The organism is Enterobacter sp. Taxon_8, assembly GCF_058354585.1.
Window position 1 is genome coordinate 1,649,189 of sequence record NZ_CM177989.1, and the last position, 17,111, is coordinate 1,666,299.

Sequence of the window (17,111 nt, forward strand, 5' to 3'; positions counted from 1 at the left end):
CCCTGATTGTGTGTGTCAGTACTCGGTGGTTTTTGCTAAGGATTTAAAAACCTGACTGTTCTCCGGGCTGGTGGTGCTTCGCCAGTGGATAACGCCAGGGGTGGTAGCCAGCTCAAACGGCTCGTCGCCGTGCGCGCGATTCAAAATTCGCGCCGCACGCCAGGCCATCAGGCTGAGCTGGGGTTCGGCAATGCCGAGACGGTGCATCCCGGCATTCACGGCGAACAGGCGGTTGCTCTGCGGGCCATCCCATTCGAGGGTGAAATCGTTGTTGATGCAGAAGGCTTCGTCCGTATCCAGATGCAGGCGGTGAGACAGCGGCGCGAGGAACGCAGGCTGCACGGCGCGATAGCCGGTGGCGAAGATCGTCACGTCGCTCTCCAGCTGCTCGCGGCCGCCGTCGAGATGATGCTTTATGCTCAGGCGCTGGCCGTTTTCCAGGCGCGTCAGGGCCGTCACCGAGCGGGACGGCATCAGGTGCGCCCAGGGTTTTTCACGCAGCACTTCAAAGCGGTGGTACATGGCGCGGTAAATCGCCAGCAGGGACTCGGTGGTGATGCCGTCGGAGGTCATTTTCTGCTCGTGCAGCATCTGACGACGCGCCTCTTCACCGAGCGTAGAGAAGCTGTCCACGTACTCCGGCGTGAAATACTCGTTAGCAAAGGCGGCTTCATCCAGCGCGTTGTAGTTGTTGCGGCGCGAGACCCAGTTCAGGCTCAGCGGCTGGCCCCATTCGCCACGGAAAATATTCAGGAACAGGTCGGCGCCGCTCTGGCCGCCGCCGACGACGGTGACGCGTTTGCCGGTGAGATCCGGCGTGCGCAGCATCATCTCGCTGGCGTGGAAGCAGGTATCGTCCTGTGTCGTAACGCAGTCCGGCAGGTTAATCTGTTTGCCAATCCCCACGCAGACGTGGCGCGCCAGGAAGCGGTCGCGCTGGGTCACCACCTCAAACAGGCCGCTTTTCTCATCAAAGTTCACCTGCTGCACCTGCTGGCTGAAGGCAAGGTTGGTGAGGTTGTCTGCCGCCCAGCACAGGTAGTCCGCAAACTCTTCGCGGGAGACGGTGCGCTGCTCGGTGGTCAGGAAGCGATAGAACTTTTTGCGCTGCACCAGGTAGTTCAGGAAGCTGTGGCGGTTGGTCGGCTCAACGGCGCTGACCAGATCCTTCAGGAAGCTGGTCTGCATGTGGCAGTCCGGCACCATCATCCCCGGGTGCCAGGAGAAGTGCGGTTTGCGCTCAAGAAACAGCGAGCTAAAGCCGTCCAGCCCTTCCGCCAGCGCGGCGATGCTGAGGTTAAACGGGCCGATACCAATGCCGATGAAATCATAGGTTTTCATTGCGCTGACTCCCGGGAGGCCAGAAAAAGAGGGTTATCAAGATCGGTGACGTAGTTCGGCAGCATGCGACTGCCGCCGTCGTGTTCGGAGAAGGTCAGTTTGACCGGGTTGAGGATCACGCGAATAATCTGCGGCTTAAACAGGTCGAACTTCGCGAAGCGATCGGCAAGCTCGGGGTGCGCGGCCATATAGCGGTGCAGAACCCCGGCGAGGATCTGATAGAAACGCGTTTCGCTGACGCCGCTTTGCAGCGTGAGGCGTGAGATAAAACGCAGCACCGTCACAAAGTTGCCGGTTTGCAGATCGTGAATGATGTAATCCGCGCTCAGGCGCGCCGTGACGGCCTTCACCTGTTCCGGCAGGCTCTGGGCCTGAGGGAAATCTTCATCCACCAGGCGCATATCGCCCTGGAAATCCTTCAGCAGGATGCGCTGCGGGATATAGTCCTTCATCACCAGCGTCACGTTCTGGCCGTGGGCGATCAGCGCCACGCCGTAGCGGCAGAGCAGGTGATAGAACGGGATCACCGATGCCTCAAACAGCTTTTCCAGCCATGCGTCGGCGCTTAACCCGGAGCGACTGATCCACGCGTCGATCAGCGCACACCCGGCGTTGTCGGTTTCCATTAGCGCCGCCAGCAGCACCGCCTGTTCGCCGTCCTGCAGATAGCAGGACGGGTTTTCCCGCCAGATCACGCCCAGCATCTCCTGATAGCGATAGGGCGCTTTCGGCAGCGCCGCATAGCCCGGGTGCGACAGGTATCCAGCAGCGGGCTCACCCAGCACCTTCGCGCCAGAGCGGGCAAGCGTGGCGTCGCTGGCGAACTGCTGCTGCAGCCAGCGCGAGGCCAGCGGCCCGGCGGCAATGTATTTGCCCGGAATACCGCGATAGCAGGAGGTGTTGTAGATCGTCAGCGGGAGCTTGATGTCAAACGGCGCGCGACGGCTGGCGTTGGTGAGCGTGCGCAGGGACTGCTGCGCCAGGTACTCATCGCCAAACTCGCCCAGCTCAACCATCTCACCGCGTGCCAGCTGCGCCAGGAAATGAATGGCGATCTTCTGCTGCCACTGCCACGGGTGCAGCGGCACCGGCAGCCAGCCGTCGTTGAGACCCAGCGCCTGCCAGCGGGCGTCAAAGCGGGCGCGCTCGGCGTTGTCCATGGCGCTGGCCAGCAGGGCGCTGATATCGCAATCGGCGTCGCTGCTCCAGACCAGATGCTCCCGCTGAACGGCAACCCAGTGCAGACGAAAACGTCCGCGATACTCAGGCGCGTACTGACGCAGCGCGTCCAGACCCCAGCCGCGGCGACCTTTGTTGAAAATAAACTTCGGGTGACCGCGCATCAGGCACTGTAATTCGTCCGGGTCGAGGTGGATCAGCGCGTCCGCGTCCAGCGCGTCACGCGCCTGCAGCAGCTGTATGTCGCCGCGCAGCGTGGCGTAGAGATCTTCCATGTGCTCCGCCGTCTGCGCGTCACTCATCTCCAGCACCTTCGCCAGCTGCAGCAGCGCGCGCTCCGCCTCCACGGCGGCACCGCTGGCGGCGATCAGGCTGTTCGGGTCGATATGCAACCAGCCCCAGATCCCGCGCGTGGCGCAAAACTGCCAGGACTCGTTGCCCATGGTGATGCGCCAGGCGTCAGGCGCAAGCGGCTCGGCGCGCAGGGTGCGTTCATACTCCAGCTCGGCGAGGATCTTCGCCACCATCTCGCGGTTCACTTTTTCCCAGAGCGCGTTCACAGGCCCACCTCGCTGAAGAAGCGGTGACGCTGGCTCATAATGAGGCGCGAGCGTTTATGCGGGAAGTCGAACTCTTTCACCGTGTCGAAACCGGCAGAGTCCAGATGGCGGAACAGGCGCTGGTTATCGAAGCGCGGCTCGGCGACAATCCGCGTGGTGCGCGGTTCATCCAGATACAGGTAGTGGCTCAGACCGCGCAGCCAGCTGCGGATATACTGCGCACCGCGCCAGTTCTCTTCGCCCACCAGCATGTGCAGCCCGCGGTCAAACGGCTGCCAGCGGTAGTGGCGGCCAATGCGGTCTTCCGCCGCCCAGTAGAGTTCAAAATAGCCGAACGGCTGGTCGTCGAAGCAGCCGATAACCGGGTAGCAGTAGGTCGAGTCGAGCTGACGGCGCAGGTAGTTTTCCTGCTCGGCCTGCGGGCCCGCCATCTCCCAGAAGGCGTTCACGCGCGGGTTGTTCATCCAGCGGGTAAAACGTTCGCCGTCCAGCGCCACGTCGGCCACGCGGAAGCTGAGGGTGCGCTTAATCTGCGGATCGTAACGGCGATACACTTCGCCCTGCGGGCGGTGAGGGCGCAGCGGGAAGTACAGTTGACGGCTCTCGTCAAACTGCATTCCGCCGCTCGCCTGATGCCGTTCGCCTTTCAGCCACAGCGGCAACTGCCAGAAGGCATCGCGCGCCAGATAATCTCCGTGGGCCAGGCCAAACAGCGCCCGAGCCTGTGGTTCATCCTGCCAGTCCGCCCACGGTAACGTAATGCCGGTCAGCGCGGGGGCGGCCACAAACAGCTGATCCAGAGCTTCCATCAACCAGCCGTCCGGGATCCCCTTCAGACGCTCCAGCACCGCGCTGCCGTCGAGACCCAACGCCAGCGGCAGGGTGCGATCCGTTGCGGTGCAGTGAAAGCCGTAGCCGGAATGGACGATATTCGCGATAGCCATCACGCCTTCTCCTTGTAGAACGGGTTGCTAAAGTCGAAATAGATCACCGCCGGATCGGCGATGGTGTTTTCATTGCGATCGTGCAGGTAGCAGAAGAAGTTGCCTTTGCAGTTCCAGGTCGGGCTGTCGAGCACGTAGTCGAGGCAGCGGGTCTGCTTCGCCGTGCGGCGCAGTTCCGCCAGCGCGTCGCGCACCCGGGACATCAGGCTCTCCTCGCTGTCAAAACCGGCGGCAGCAAGGGCGGCGGTAACGGCAAGGGTAGAGTTCAGCAGCAGGTAGTAAGGGAAGTAGCGCAGCAGCTGGCTCTCGCCAAAGCGGTTTTCCACCTCAGTTTCGCCAGCTTCTTTCAGCCACGCGTCGGCGCTTTCGGTCCACGCGCTGCCCTGGCAGTCGCGATAGATCAGCCCGACCGGGAAATCCTGCTGCATCTCAACGAGGATATTTTGCTGGTGCGCCAGCAGGACCAGACCGTAGTCCGCCTCGGCGCTGAACAGCGGAAGCAATACGCGGTCGCAGTAGGCGTCCAGCCAGCAGCGGGCGGCCTGAGCGAGCGATAAATCAAGACGCTGGCTCAGACGGCGCACCGCCGCAGCGAGCAGGCTGTCACCGCCGTCCGGCGCGGCCTGCGTCAGGCTCACCAGCACGTTGGTCTGGGTGTCTGGCGTATCGAACAGCAGATTAACGCGCAGAGCCATCAGGCTCTCTTCCTGAATGACGCCCCTGTCATCGCGCAGGCCCGCCCAGCCGTCTTCCTGCATCACGCGCATGGTCGGGTAGCGCGCCTGTAATTCCTGCCAGCGTTCCGTTTTTGCCAGACGCGCCAGGCGCATGCCGCGCTTCACCTCTTTCACCGACAGCGTGCGCACGGAGTTGGTCAGGCGCACGCTGAGGGAGAACTTAATCATGTCGCTGTTGGTCTCGCTGTACAGCGAGCGGGAGGAGCTGGTGGGCAGCCACTGTGCGCCCGCTTCACCCAGGTCCTGCAGTGAACCGTCTTCCGCCAGACGCTGGCACCAGTCCTGCTCCAGCAGATAGTCGGCCTGCCACGGGTGCATCGGCAGCAGCCAACGGGTGTCGGTGAAGTGGCCGAGCAGCTCGGGCGCGCTCTGGGCCGCAAAGCGCAGCAGACGTTCACGCAGGGAGACGTTCAGGCTGTCGCCGGCAACGAGTGTGCTCTCAACGGCAAACCAGCGCAGCGGGAAGCGGGAGGCGAAATCAGGCAGGTAGCGACGCGCCTCGGTTTCGTTGAACGGCTCGTGCGACTTCGGTGCCGGGTGAAACGCATGGCCGACCAGCAGCGCCTGTTCCGCGTCGGCAAACGTCAGCGGCTTATCGCGCAGGGTTGCCCAGCCGTGGCGTAAATCAATCGCCTGCCAGGTGTGGACATGGCTTTCGAGAACGCGCTGCTTAAAACGCGCCAGCGTATCGGCATCCAGCGAGCCTTTTACGGACGGTTTTTCAATAATTAAATCAACCAGTTGAGAGAATGTGACGGCGTCACCGTTATCACTCTTGCTATGAATCAGCGTTGCCGGGAAACGGTATTGATGGTGCTGGGTGGGAGAGAAATAGCGTACCGGTACCCGAAGCGCCTGGGTTTGGGAAAGCGGGATATGGATCTCAGATAGCGCATCCGCATCGGTAGCGGGGAGATAGCGCCAGTCCTTCGTTTCGCGCAACAGGGCGTTTAAAAAACACTGGGCTGCAACGTCTGTACCGGCGGCGCGGAGCAGAGCACGCATAGATGTACCTCATTCCATGATTGATAATAATTCTCGTTATGATATTCATTCTGTTTACACTCGCAACCATTTTTGCAATATTTGTTTTCATAAATTTCATAATTTCCACACATTTATTGACACTATGTTCACATTCTCATGCGCGCTGACTCTGAAATATTGACCGAAAACGTCACCTCAAAAGCCAACTGGCCCCTGGCGTTATGTGCGGGTTTATTAGGTGTCGGGCAAAACGGCCTGCTGGTGATGCTCCCGCAGCTGGTGAACCTGACCGGGCTGTCGCTCTCGGTCTGGGCCGGACTGTTGATGTTTGGATCCATGCTTTTTTTACCCGCATCGCCCTGGTGGGGGCGTCAAAGCGAGCGAAAGGGGTGTAAGTACGTGATGCTCGCCTCGCTGGGCGGCTATCTGGCCAGTTTTGTAGTGATGGCGCTGATGGTCTGGGCGATGGCGGCCGGAAGGCTGGATACGGTCTGGGGGCTGGCGGGGCTTATATTCTCGCGCCTGCTCTACGGACTGACGGTCTCGGGGCTGGTGCCTGCAGCCCAGACGTGGGCAATTCAGCGTGCGGGACTGGAGAAAAGAATGGCCGCGCTGGCGACGATAAGCTCCGGCCTCAGCTGCGGGCGTTTACTCGGCCCGCCGCTGGCGGCGCTGATGCTCAGCGTTAATCCGGTGGCGCCGCTCTGGCTGATGGCGGTTGCGCCGCTTATCGCTCTGCTGCTGGTGCTTCGCGAAGTCGCTGATCCGCCGCTGCCGCCGGTAGCTCACCAGGCAACCCGTCTGCAGGCCTCCATGCTGCCGTTCCTGCTGCTGGCGCTGCTGCTGGCGGCGCTGGTGAGCCTGATGCAGCTTGGCCTGTCGCCGCATCTTAGCCCGTTGCTGGACGGCAACGCCCGGGAGATCAGCCATCATGTCGCGTTTCTGCTGAGCCTTGCCGCGCTGGCCACGCTCGCGGCACAGTTTCTGGTGGTCCGCCCGCAGCATTTCACCCCGATGACGTTGCTCTGCATCGCGGCGGTGTTGATGGTGGCAGGACTAGGGCTGATGACTGTCGCCGGTTTAGCGCTGTTCTACGTGGGGATTGTTATCACGTCACTCGGGGCGGCGATGGCCACGCCGGGCTACCAGCTGCTGCTTAACGACAGGCTGACCACCGGGAAAGGGGCGGGCGTTATCGCCACCAGCCACACGTTAGGCTACGGCGTCAGCGCGCTGCTGGTGCCCGTGGTGACGCGTTTTTACGGCGAGCAGTCTTTAACGGTAGCCGCATGGGGAATGGCATTGCTGTTTTTAGCGTTGAGCATAGGGGTACGGTCAACCGAGCGTCCCCCTGCTGAAAAACCTTAATGGATCTGGCGGGAGGAATGGCCGCCAGACTCCTCATTTTGCCGCAGACGCTGCAGGGGATCCTGCTGATAAAACTGGCAGAAACGCTGCCACAGCGCCGGGAAACGGGGCGCGAAGAGCTCGGGCGCGCTGAAGAAATACTCCGAGAGCACCGCAAAGCACTCGGCCGGGTCGGTTGCCGCATAGGCGTCAATGCTGGCCGCGCTTTCGCCGACCAGGTCTATTTCATCCTGGATGTTATCCATCGCCGCGTGCAGATCGTGCTCCCAGCCCGCCACTTCGCGAAGCGGGATAAATGGAACGCCGCTGGCGCGATCGCCGTTGCGGGTATCCAGCTTGTGGGCTACCTCATGGATAATCAGGTTAAAACCGGAGGCGTCGAACGAGTCCTGAATGTCGAGCCAGTTCAGAATAATCGGCCCCTGCTGCCAGCTTTGTCCGGACTGCACCACGCGCTGGTTGTGCACCAGCCCGATATCGTCCTGCCATTCGTCATCCACCACGAAAGGTGCGGGATAGATAAGCACTTCGTGGAAACCGTCCAGCCACTCAATGCCGAGCTCAAGCACCGGAAGACAGAAAAGCAGGGCGATGCGGGCGTTTTTAAGCGGATCGAGCTCGAAACCCTGCAGTGGAACCAGGCGTTTTTGCTGTAAAAAACGATCCGCAAGCTGAACCAGTTTCGCTTGTTCATCCGGCTTAAGATTAGCCAGAACAGGGATTGTCAGCGCGTCATTCCATGGCAGCGCCATATCCCGGCCAGCTTCATTCGTTTTCCAGGGCCACTTTATCATCGCTTTGCTCGCAAACTCGTTACTTGAACAAAAATGGGAAAGTCAGGTTCGGTTAAGATGCCAGAAAATCGCGCACTGCGACAATTCCAGCCTGAATAAACTATCATTCGTACGTAGCGGTGGGTAGCGGTTTGCGGGCATCACCTTCATTTTGTGAAGTCTGTCGTAGCCTTCATCCACAGGTTCAGTGAAGAAATCAGTACGGTATTGAAAAGATGAGCGATTTTAAAGGTAACAAGCAGGACATGCCCAGTCGGCTGTGTGTGCACTGCCAGCGACCCATGACGTGGCGCAAGAAATGGGCTAAATGCTGGAATGAGGTTAAATACTGTTCCGAGCGCTGTCGCAGGAGCCACCGTTGACCGAGCTGCGTCTGATCCTGGGCGATCAGCTTAATCCGCATCACAGCTGGTTTGATACCTGCAGTCCGAACGTCATTTACGTGATGCTGGAACTCCGGGCCGAAACCGCCTATGTGCTTCATCACGCCCAGAAAGTTATCGCTATCTTCGCCGCCATGCGCGCGTTTGCCTCTGCATTAAAGGAGAAGGGGCATCGGATGAGGTATGTCCGGCTCTCTGACGGCTCAAACCGCGGCGCGCTTGAAGACAATCTCAACGCGCTTGTCGCGCATTACAGCGCGGGTAGGGTGATATGGCAGGAGCCCGACGAATGGCGTCTGGATACGCAGCTGCAGGCGTGGGCGAAGACGGCCTCCGTTGAAACGGCCTGCGTCAGCAGCGAGCATTTTTTCACCACGCGGGAACAGGTCAGCGCGTTCTTTGCTTCACGCAAAAGCTGGCGAATGGAGTACTTTTACCGGGAAATGCGTCGTCAGCACGGCATTCTTTTGACATCAGAAGGCGAGCCGGAGGGAGGTAAATGGAATTTCGATGCCGAAAATCGCAAGCGCTGGTCCGGCGAGCCGCCCGCGCCGGGCGACTCGCGTCCCGGCCACGATTATTCAGCCTTATGGGCGGAGATCCAACGCTGTGGGGTAAAGACCTTCGGCGAACCGCAGGCCGACAATTTTCGCTGGCCGCTTAACCGTTCGGAAGCCAAAGCCAGGCTTGAGGAATTTATCACTCACGTGCTCCCCCATTTTGGCGCCTGGCAGGACGCGATGCACGCGGAGGAACCTTTTCTTTTCCACTCGTTAATTTCATTCGCGCTGAACGCTAAAATGCTTAATCCGCGGGAAGTGGTCGCAGCCGCCCAGCAGGCATGGCGTTCGGGCCATGCGCCGCTGCCCGCCGTTGAAGGGTTTATCCGACAAATTCTCGGCTGGCGGGAGTACGTGCGTGGGATCTACTGGTCGCAGATGCCGGGCTATCGGGAGCTGAATGCCTTAGACCAGCACGCTCCGCTGCCGGACTGGTTCTGGACCGGCAGGACGCAGATGCGCTGCCTGTCACATGCTATTGGGCAGTCGCTCACGGAGGCTTACGCCCACCATATCCAGCGCCTGATGGTCATCGGCAACTTTAGCCTGCTCAGCGGCCTGTCGCCGCAGGCGGTTCATGAATGGTATCTGGGGGTCTATATTGATGCCTTCGAATGGGTGGAGCTGCCCAACACCCTCGGCATGAGCCAGTTTGGCGATGGCGGGTTACTGGCGAGTAAACCCTACGTCTCGAGCGCGTCATATATTCATAAGATGAGTAATTACTGTCAGGGGTGCCGGTATCAACATAACCAGCGCACTGGGGAGCTGGCGTGCCCCTTTAATGCACTTTACTGGGATTTCTTTGCGCGCAATCAGGCGCGTCTGGGTAACAATCCCCGCCTGGGCATTGTCTTTAAACAGCTTGCGGACATGAAGGAAGAGGAGCGGCAGGCCATTGCCGATCGTGCAGGGTATGTTCGCCTGCATCTCAACGACCTCTGACCTATTTCATCGCCGTACAGGTTGCGGTGGTTCAGTAAGACGCTATTATTTTTGACTTTGTTGCGTATTCCCCGACAGGACATCCAGACGCTATGCCCGTGAATTTTGACCTTAACGATCTTTATGCTTTCAGAGCGTTAGTGGAATACGGTAACTTCCGTGTCGCCGCTGAATCTATCTGTTTATCCCAGTCGGCGCTGAGCCGCAGGATTGAAAAGCTGGAAGCCGCGCTGGGAAACCGGCTGTTCGATCGTACCACCCGCCGCGTGGCCTTAACGTTATACGGGCAAAACTTTGCCGAGCGCTCCGCGCAGCTGCTCGACAACGTTGAGTCAATGCTGGCGGATGTCGATAAAGCCAGCGAAGAGCGGACGGGGCTGATCACGGTTGCCACGGTACCTTCCGCCGCCTGTTACTTTATGCCTGATATGATCCGTCGCTTTCAGTCTCGCTATCCGCGCGTGCGCATTAAGCTCATCGACAGCAGCGCGGGGAATGTGATTGACGCCGTGGCCCGAAGCCAGGCGGATTTTGGTATCTGCTTCGCAGGAAACCTGCCGTCTGAAATCGAATTTTTCCCGCTTGTGGAGGATGTCTACGTCGCGGCGTGCAGAAAGGATCATCCGCTGGCGCAGAAGAGTCACCTGACGTGGCAGGCATTTTATCAGCAGGATTATATCTCTCTCGATAAAACGTCAGGTAACCGTAACCTGCTCGATCGGATGCTGGGGGATATCGTTCCCGAGCGGCCCAGCGTCTGCGAAACGCGCCACGTTACCACGATGCTCGGTATGGTTGAGGCGGGGATCGGCATCGCTGCCGTTCCCGCCATGTCAATGCCGACCTCAGAGCACACGCTGCTAACGCATCTGCCGCTGGTGGCGCCGGAGGTCAAACGCACCGTAGGGCTTATCCGGCGCCGGGGGCGCATCCAGTCTTATATCGCGGCTGAACTGGAAAAGCAGATCACCGAGCAGTATCGCCGGACGTAACGGGGATCATCCCCGTCTTCTCGATGACGGCGCGTGAGGGCGGTGAGGCAAGATAGGTCAACAGTGCTTTCCCCTCCCCGGGATGTTCTGCATGGCGGGTAACCGCGCCCGCGAAGCGCGTGATGTATTGCACATTGTCAGGGATTTTCCCGACAAAGGTGACGCCCTGAACCGGCAACAGCTCGCTAACCTGCTGGAAACCGAGGGTGTATTTTCCATTTGCCACTTCTGAGGCGACCGGAATACGCTCGACCTTTGTCGCTTTACCCGCCACTTCTTTTTCAATCCCCAGCTTTTTGAACAACGTCTGGCTGACGTACCTGCCGCTGGCGCTGTCAGAGTAGGCGATGGAGCTGGCCTGCAGCAGCGTTTTACGCAGATCCGCCTCGCTGCTGATATCAGGGACATCCGCACCTTTTTTCACCACCATGCCAACGGGAGAGTCCGCGAGTTCAGTTCGCGAACCCGGCTGGGTCTGGCTGGCTTTTTCGAGCTTCTCCAGCGCATCGCCCACCATAATCACCACGTCGGCCTTCTCGCCGCGCGCCAAGCGGTTTGGGATCGCCTGCGGCGTAGCGCCCATTGAGGGGCCGGGGATGATCACGATTTTATCCCCGGTCTGGCGTTCATATTCCGGAGCCAGTTTTTCAAGGGCGGCTTTGAAGCCACCTGAGATCATGACCTTTACGTCCTGGGCAAAGGCATTGACGCTCAGGAACATCAGCACCAGCGCGCTGGCGGTATAGCGATAAGTGCGTTTCATACTGCCCCCTGTGACTTGACGGTGTTTTGCAGCGATACCGCACGGCGGCGGTAGAGGTAGAGCGTGGCCAGCAGGGCACACACCGCGGCGAAGCTCATCCAGTAGCCAGGCGAAGCTTTGTCACCGGTGTATTCAATCAGCGCGGTGGACATCACCGGGGTAAAGCCGCCAAAGACCGCCGTTGCCAGGCTGTAAGCCAGCGAGAAGCCCGCCACGCGCACTTCGGCAGGCATAATCTCCGTCAGGGCCGGGATCATCGCGCCGTTATAAAGGCCGTAGAGGAAGGAGAGCCACAGCAGCACGCTCAGCATCATGGAGAAGCTGGGGGCGCTCGCCAGCAGCGTCAGGGCCGGGTAGCTGGTCGCCAGCGCCAGCAGGGTCATGGCAATCAGCACCGGCTTGCGGCCGAAACGATCCGACAGGGCACCGCCCACCGGCAGCCAGATGAAGTTAGAAACCGCCACCAGCAGCGTGACCAGCAGGCTGTCCGACGCGCTCAGCATCAGCACCTTTTTACCAAAGGTGGGTGCGTAGACGGTAATCAGATAGAACGCGGTGGTGGTCATCGCCACCATCAGCATGCCCGCGACCACGACCTGCCAGTTGCCAAGCAGCGTTTTAAAGACCTGACGCATCTCCAGATGCTGGCGGCGCGCGCTGAACTCTTCCGTCTCTTCCAGCTTGCGGCGCAGGAAGAAGATAAACGGCACGATTAAACAGCCGAACAGGAACGGGATGCGCCAGCCCCATTCGCGAATGGCGCTCTCCGCCATCAGGGCATTCAGCGCAAAGCCCATCGCCGCGGCGACCATAATGGCGACCTGCTGGCTACCGGACTGCCAGCTGGTGTAAAAACCCTTGCGGCCCGGCGTGGCGATTTCAGCCAGATAGACCGACACGCCTCCAAGCTCCGCGCCGGCGGAAAAGCCCTGCAGCAGACGGCCCGTCAGCACCAGCAGCGGCGCCCACAGACCGATGCTTTGATAAGAGGGGATAAGCACGATCAGGAACGTCCCCGCCGCCATGATGGACAGCGTGACGATCAGCCCCTTTCTGCGCCCCACCTTGTCGATATAGGCGCCAAGCACGATGGCCCCGATGGGACGCATCAAAAAGCCCGCGCCGAAGACCGCGAAGGTCATCATCAGCGACGCAAATTCACTGCTTGCCGGGAAGAACGTGTGGGCGATATAGGTGGCATAGAAGCCGAACAGAAAGAAATCGAATTGCTCAAGAAAGTTGCCGGACGTGACGCGAAGTATGGCGCCCGCCTTCGAACGTACGGTTGCAGGTGAGGTTGAGGAAAACATGGTTATCTCCAGTTTTATTGTTGACGTTTTACGCGTCTGTTTCTGAAAACTGGATCAGGATGAGGAATTAGATAAGCGCAAATGCCGCATCGACTGATGCATTTCTTGCATGAATATAATCCGACGAATAAATACAATTAATGGCAACAATAACTTAACAAGCCGTTGGCTTTTTATTCACCAATATTCTGTAAGTCTCTGATATTGCGATTTTGTGATGTGGCGCAGAGGCGCGTTTCAGAATGAGCCGGGTAACCGCTTCATTACCCGGCGGATGCAATTTAGCGCAGCGCCCTGGCAATCGCGCTAAACATCAGAGAGGCTTCCAGCGGCTGGGCGCTGAAGGACGGTTCCGCCTGCGGCCAGATAGACCACTGGACGATGACCAGATTTTCCTTTGGGTTCACCACGATCATCTGCCCGAAAATGCCCAGCGCCCAGAGCGAACCTTTCAGCGAATCCTGTGCCGTCGGCTCTACGCCCGTGGCGTTGGCGGGCACTTCATTGTTCCACCACTGATAGCCGTACAGCCCCTCGGGATGGGCGTCTGAGACCGAGCCTTTGGCCTTCGTCCAGTCTGACGACTGCCTGATCCAGTTTTCCGGCAGTATGGTCTTACCGTTCGGCAGCGTACCGTTGTTCAGGATAAATTGCCCGAAGCGTCCCCAGTCCTCCAGCGTGGCGTTAAAGCCGTGCGCGCCGACGTCGTGCTGGCCTTTGCTGTAGGCATGCCACACGCCGTCGCTCGCCATGCCGTAAGGCTGCCAGATGCTTTTCTCCAGATAGGCTGCGAGCGTCATGCCGGTGGCCCGCTCCAGCACGTCACCCAGCAGCCAGGCACCGCCCGAAGAGTAAGACCAGTTCTCTCCGGCCGGATGCGCCCTGCGCAGCCCCTTCACCAGCTTGCGCACGCAGTCATAGGTACCCGGCTTCGCCTCGCACTCGGTGAGCTGCGCAAAGTCGGAGTGGGGGTTGGTGTAATCCTCGTTCCAGGCCACGCCGGACGTATGGGTGATCAGCTGTCTGAGCGTCACGCCGTCCCACGCGGTGCCTTTCAGATCGGGTTCATACCGCGTGATCCGATCGTCAAGCGAGTGGATCTTTCCCTCTTTGAGGGCTACGCCCACCAGCGCCGATACCACCGATTTCCCAACCGAGCGCGAGGTCCAGAGCGTCGAGTCGGTATTGCCCTCTCCAAGATACTTCCAGGCGATTTTGCCGTCCTTCAGCACCAGCATGCCGCTGACGTTCTGCCGCTGGAGGTAGTCCTTAAGGCCGTAGCGCCTGCCGTTGACCTGATAGTGTGCGTCCGTGAGCGGCTTGTCCGACATTTCCAGCGGCACGGCGCTACCGTGGCGGAAAACGTCCCCGGCGTAGTTGCGGTAGTCATTGCGAAAGCCCACCACGCGATCGGCCTGACTCCAGGTGAGCATCTTATGGGTGTCAGGCAGGGTGGTGTCGAAGGGGGCAGGGCAAGCGCTGAGGTCGGTGCCTTTACAGGCGGCCACTGCCGCAGGGGAGATCAGGGTGCTGAAGATAAGGCCCGCCAGCAGGGCATGGTTTACTTTTCTGTTTTTCATATCCGTCTCTTACAGGTTAGGAACGGCTTCAGTTTAAAAACCCCGGAGCTATAATAAAAAACGCATAGCGGGGGAAAATCCCCCCAAAAAACAGAGGGAGCGTAGCGTGGCGGGACTGATTTACTCTTTTGCACAGCTCGAGGCATTTACCGCCGTGGCCGAGAACGGGAGCCTGAGTAAAGCCGCGGTGGCGCTGAAGAAGGACCGAACGACGCTTCGCGATCTGGTTGATTTTCTTGAGGATGGGTTGGGCTACGCGCTGTTTATTCGCGACGGCCGCACCCTGCGGCTCACGCCCGAAGGGGAACAGCTTCAGCGCCAGGCGCACCTGCTGATGCGGCAGGTAAAAGCCTTTGAGGCGTTTGCCAGAGAGGTGCCGCACGGTGCCACGCAGGACCTGACGCTGGTCTACGATCCTTTTACGCCCAGAGCCTTTCTGCATGGGGTGATTGCTGAAATGGCGGTACGAAAAATCCGCCTGAGCCTTATCTGTGCCTCGCGGGATGAATCGGAACGGCTGCTGGCGAACAACGACGCGGATCTGGCCATCTGCCAGGCACGCAACCGCAGCGTGGGCAATGATATGGAGTGGCGTGCCCTGGGTGCCATCGATATGGATTTTTATGCCGCCAGCGGGCTGTTTGCTGACCGTTCTTCGCCTCTGTCGCTGCTCGATCTCTCCCTGGTACCTCAGGTCGTCATGCACCCCGCCTCGGACGAGCCGGTGGCGCGCCGCCTGCAGATTTCCGGGCATACCCTCTTTACCAATGAGCCGGAGATGCTGCGCGGTCTGCTGGAGCGCGGCTGCGGCTGGGGATTCTTACCGACGCATTTTCACGCCGGGCAGTGGCAAAACGTAAAAAGGCTGCACACCGAAGTGGGCAGCCAGGGAATTGGTCAGACGATGGTCACCATCTGGAAGCCGGGGAGCGACAAGCGCAGCACAATCGCTGAAACGCTGTCGCTCCTGCCGAACGTATGGAAGCACTCAGCGCTGTGAACAGCCTTTACACTGCTGGTTCTGGATCTGCTGGAAGAAATCGTTGCCTTTGTCATCCACCAGGATAAACGCCGGGAAGTTCTCGACTTCGATTTTCCAGATGGCTTCCATTCCCAGCTCCGGATACGCGACGCACTCCAGGCTCTTAATGCTGTTTTGCGCCAGCACCGCCGCCGGGCCGCCAATGCTGCCCAGGTAGAAGCCGCCGTGCTTATGGCAGGCGTCGGTTACCTGCTGGCTGCGGTTGCCTTTTGCCAGCATGATCATGCTCGCGCCGTGGGACTGCAGCAGGTCCACATATGAATCCATGCGTCCCGCCGTGGTCGGGCCGAGCGAGCCAGACGCGTAGCCTTCCGGCGTTTTGGCCGGGCCCGCGTAGTAGATCGGGTGATCTTTGACGTACTGCGGCAGTTCCTCACCGTTGTCGATTAGCTCTTTCAGCTTCGCGTGGGCGATGTCGCGCGCCACGATGATGGTCCCGTTCAGCGACAGGCGGGTAGAGACCGGGTGTGCGGAAAGCTGCGCCAGGATCTCGTTCATCGGCTTGTTCAGATCGATGCTGACCACGTCGCCTTCACCCTGCTGGCGCAGTGACTCCGGAATGTACTGGCCCGGGTTGTGCTCCAGCTTCTCAATCCAGATCCCGTCGCGGTTAATTTTCGCTTTGATGTTGCGGTCCGCGGAGCAGGAGACGCCCATGCCAATCGGGCAGGACGCGCCGTGGCGCGGCAGGCGGATCACGCGGATGTCGTGGGCGAAGTATTTACCGCCAAACTGCGCGCCGAGGCCGAGGTTCTGTGCTTCCTGCAGCAGCTCTTGTTCGAGCTGAACGTCGCGGAACGCCTGGCCGTGTTCGTTGCCTTCCGTTGGCAGGGCGTCGTAGTAGCGCGTGGAGGCCAGCTTCACGGTTTTCAGCGTGGCTTCCGCCGAGGTTCCGCCGATAACAAAGGCAATGTGGTACGGCGGGCAGGCTGCTGTCCCCAGGGTACGCATCTTCTCAACCAGGTAATTTTTCAGCTTAGCCGGGGTGATCAGCGCTTTGGTTTCCTGGTAGAGATAGGTTTTGTTGGCAGAACCGCCGCCTTTTGCCATGCACAGGAATTTGTATTCGTCGCCGTCCACGCTGTAGAGGTCAATCTGCGCGGGCAGGTTGGTGCCGGTATTCACCTCTTTATACATGTCCAGCGCAGCGTTCTGGGAGTAGCGCAGGTTGTCTTCAATGTAGGTGTTGTAAACCCCCTGGCTCAGCGCCGCTTCGTCACCGCCGCCGGTCCAGACGCGCTGGCCTTTTTTACCCATGACGATCGCCGTGCCGGTATCCTGGCAGGTCGGCAGCACGCCTTTGGCCGCGATCTCAGAGTTACGCAGGAACTGCAGGGCAACGTATTTGTCGTTCTGGCTGGCTTCCGGGTCGTTGAGAATGGCGGCAACCTGCTTCTGATGGGAAGGACGCAGCATAAACGCGGCGTCGTGGAAGGCCTGCTGCGCCAGCAGGGTCAGGGCTTCCGGCTCCACCTTCAGGATTTCCTGGCCTTCGAACTCGGTAACGGAGACGTGCTCTTTGGTCAGCAGGTAGTATTCGGTGTCGTCATGCGAAAGAGGGAAGGGGTTCTGGTAGATAAACGGTTTGTTTGACATAGCGTATTGCTCCACAAAAAATAAAACCGC

General features: G+C 59.7%; 14 protein-coding genes. 5 read left to right on the plus strand and 9 right to left on the minus strand.

The genetic code is table 11. The annotated features are described in order from the left end of the window. Positions 1 to 15: 15 nt before the first annotated feature. From AC4IBF_RS07780 to AC4IBF_RS07795, 4 genes are read right to left on the minus strand one after another with little or no spacing between them, the layout of a single operon-like run. On the minus strand, positions 16 to 1,341 hold the full coding sequence (locus tag AC4IBF_RS07780; protein ID WP_491463248.1) for a lysine N(6)-hydroxylase/L-ornithine N(5)-oxygenase family protein: 1,326 nt from the start codon (positions 1,339 to 1,341) through the stop codon (positions 16 to 18). Beyond that, a complete protein-coding gene (gene iucC / locus AC4IBF_RS07785; RefSeq protein WP_491463249.1) occupies positions 1,338 to 3,080 on the minus strand; it encodes an aerobactin synthase IucC in 1,743 nt (580 codons plus the stop codon). The genes AC4IBF_RS07780 and iucC overlap by 4 nt, the downstream gene beginning before the upstream one ends. Further along, positions 3,077 to 4,024: a GNAT family N-acetyltransferase gene (locus AC4IBF_RS07790; RefSeq protein ID WP_491463250.1), complete on the minus strand. Its 948-nt coding sequence runs from the start codon at positions 4,022 to 4,024 to the stop codon at positions 3,077 to 3,079. The genes iucC and AC4IBF_RS07790 overlap by 4 nt, the downstream gene beginning before the upstream one ends. Then, positions 4,024 to 5,766: an IucA/IucC family protein gene (locus tag AC4IBF_RS07795; protein WP_133294741.1), complete on the minus strand. Its 1,743-nt coding sequence runs from the start codon at positions 5,764 to 5,766 to the stop codon at positions 4,024 to 4,026. Before AC4IBF_RS07795 ends, AC4IBF_RS07790 begins: the two co-directional genes overlap by 1 nt. Before the next feature lie 138 nt (positions 5,767 to 5,904). Between AC4IBF_RS07795 and AC4IBF_RS07800 the strand changes: the two genes are divergently transcribed. After that, positions 5,905 to 7,116, plus strand: coding sequence for an MFS transporter (locus AC4IBF_RS07800; protein ID WP_136195819.1), 1,212 nt, complete (start codon positions 5,905 to 5,907; stop codon positions 7,114 to 7,116). On the opposite strand, the gene mtfA is transcribed toward AC4IBF_RS07800, so the two are convergent. Then, positions 7,113 to 7,910 (minus strand): DgsA anti-repressor MtfA, encoded by a 798-nt coding sequence (gene mtfA / locus AC4IBF_RS07805; protein ID WP_111966040.1) that lies wholly within the window; start codon positions 7,908 to 7,910, stop codon positions 7,113 to 7,115. The two genes, AC4IBF_RS07800 and mtfA, sit on opposite strands and share 4 nt — an antisense overlap. A gap of 215 nt (positions 7,911 to 8,125) precedes the next feature. Between mtfA and AC4IBF_RS07810 the strand changes: the two genes are divergently transcribed. The 3 genes from AC4IBF_RS07810 (at position 8,126) to psrA (ending at position 10,790) form a co-directional block, all read left to right on the plus strand. After that, entirely contained in the window at positions 8,126 to 8,272 is a 147-nt protein-coding gene (locus AC4IBF_RS07810) for a DUF2256 domain-containing protein (protein ID WP_252093207.1), read from the plus strand. Continuing rightward, positions 8,269 to 9,798, plus strand: a complete 1,530-nt coding sequence (locus AC4IBF_RS07815; protein ID WP_133294739.1) for a cryptochrome/photolyase family protein — start codon at positions 8,269 to 8,271, stop codon at positions 9,796 to 9,798. The genes AC4IBF_RS07810 and AC4IBF_RS07815 overlap by 4 nt, the downstream gene beginning before the upstream one ends. Positions 9,799 to 9,890: 92 nt before the next feature. Beyond that, the gene (psrA, locus tag AC4IBF_RS07820) at positions 9,891 to 10,790 is read left to right on the plus strand and encodes an L-proline-binding transcription factor PsrA (RefSeq protein WP_133294738.1); all 900 of its coding nucleotides are present in this window, start codon (positions 9,891 to 9,893) and stop codon (positions 10,788 to 10,790) included. On the opposite strand, the gene AC4IBF_RS07825 is transcribed toward psrA, so the two are convergent. The 3 genes from AC4IBF_RS07825 to AC4IBF_RS07835 all read right to left on the minus strand — a co-directional run bounded on the left by AC4IBF_RS07825 (position 10,765) and on the right by AC4IBF_RS07835 (position 14,443). Continuing rightward, entirely contained in the window at positions 10,765 to 11,553 is a 789-nt protein-coding gene (locus AC4IBF_RS07825) for a substrate-binding domain-containing protein (RefSeq protein ID WP_248174552.1), read from the minus strand. The two genes, psrA and AC4IBF_RS07825, sit on opposite strands and share 26 nt — an antisense overlap. After that, positions 11,550 to 12,863: an MFS transporter gene (locus tag AC4IBF_RS07830; RefSeq protein ID WP_127731546.1), complete on the minus strand. Its 1,314-nt coding sequence runs from the start codon at positions 12,861 to 12,863 to the stop codon at positions 11,550 to 11,552. Before AC4IBF_RS07830 ends, AC4IBF_RS07825 begins: the two co-directional genes overlap by 4 nt. Before the next feature lie 281 nt (positions 12,864 to 13,144). Continuing rightward, on the minus strand, positions 13,145 to 14,443 hold the full coding sequence (locus AC4IBF_RS07835; RefSeq protein WP_491463251.1) for a serine hydrolase domain-containing protein: 1,299 nt from the start codon (positions 14,441 to 14,443) through the stop codon (positions 13,145 to 13,147). A gap of 106 nt (positions 14,444 to 14,549) precedes the next feature. Between AC4IBF_RS07835 and AC4IBF_RS07840 the strand changes: the two genes are divergently transcribed. Next, a complete protein-coding gene (locus AC4IBF_RS07840; RefSeq protein WP_136195817.1) occupies positions 14,550 to 15,443 on the plus strand; it encodes a LysR family transcriptional regulator in 894 nt (297 codons plus the stop codon). On the opposite strand, the gene fumA is transcribed toward AC4IBF_RS07840, so the two are convergent. Continuing rightward, positions 15,432 to 17,081, minus strand: a complete 1,650-nt coding sequence (gene fumA, locus AC4IBF_RS07845) for a class I fumarate hydratase FumA (protein WP_491463252.1) — start codon at positions 17,079 to 17,081, stop codon at positions 15,432 to 15,434. The genes AC4IBF_RS07840 and fumA overlap by 12 nt on opposite strands. Positions 17,082 to 17,111 lie beyond the last annotated feature (30 nt).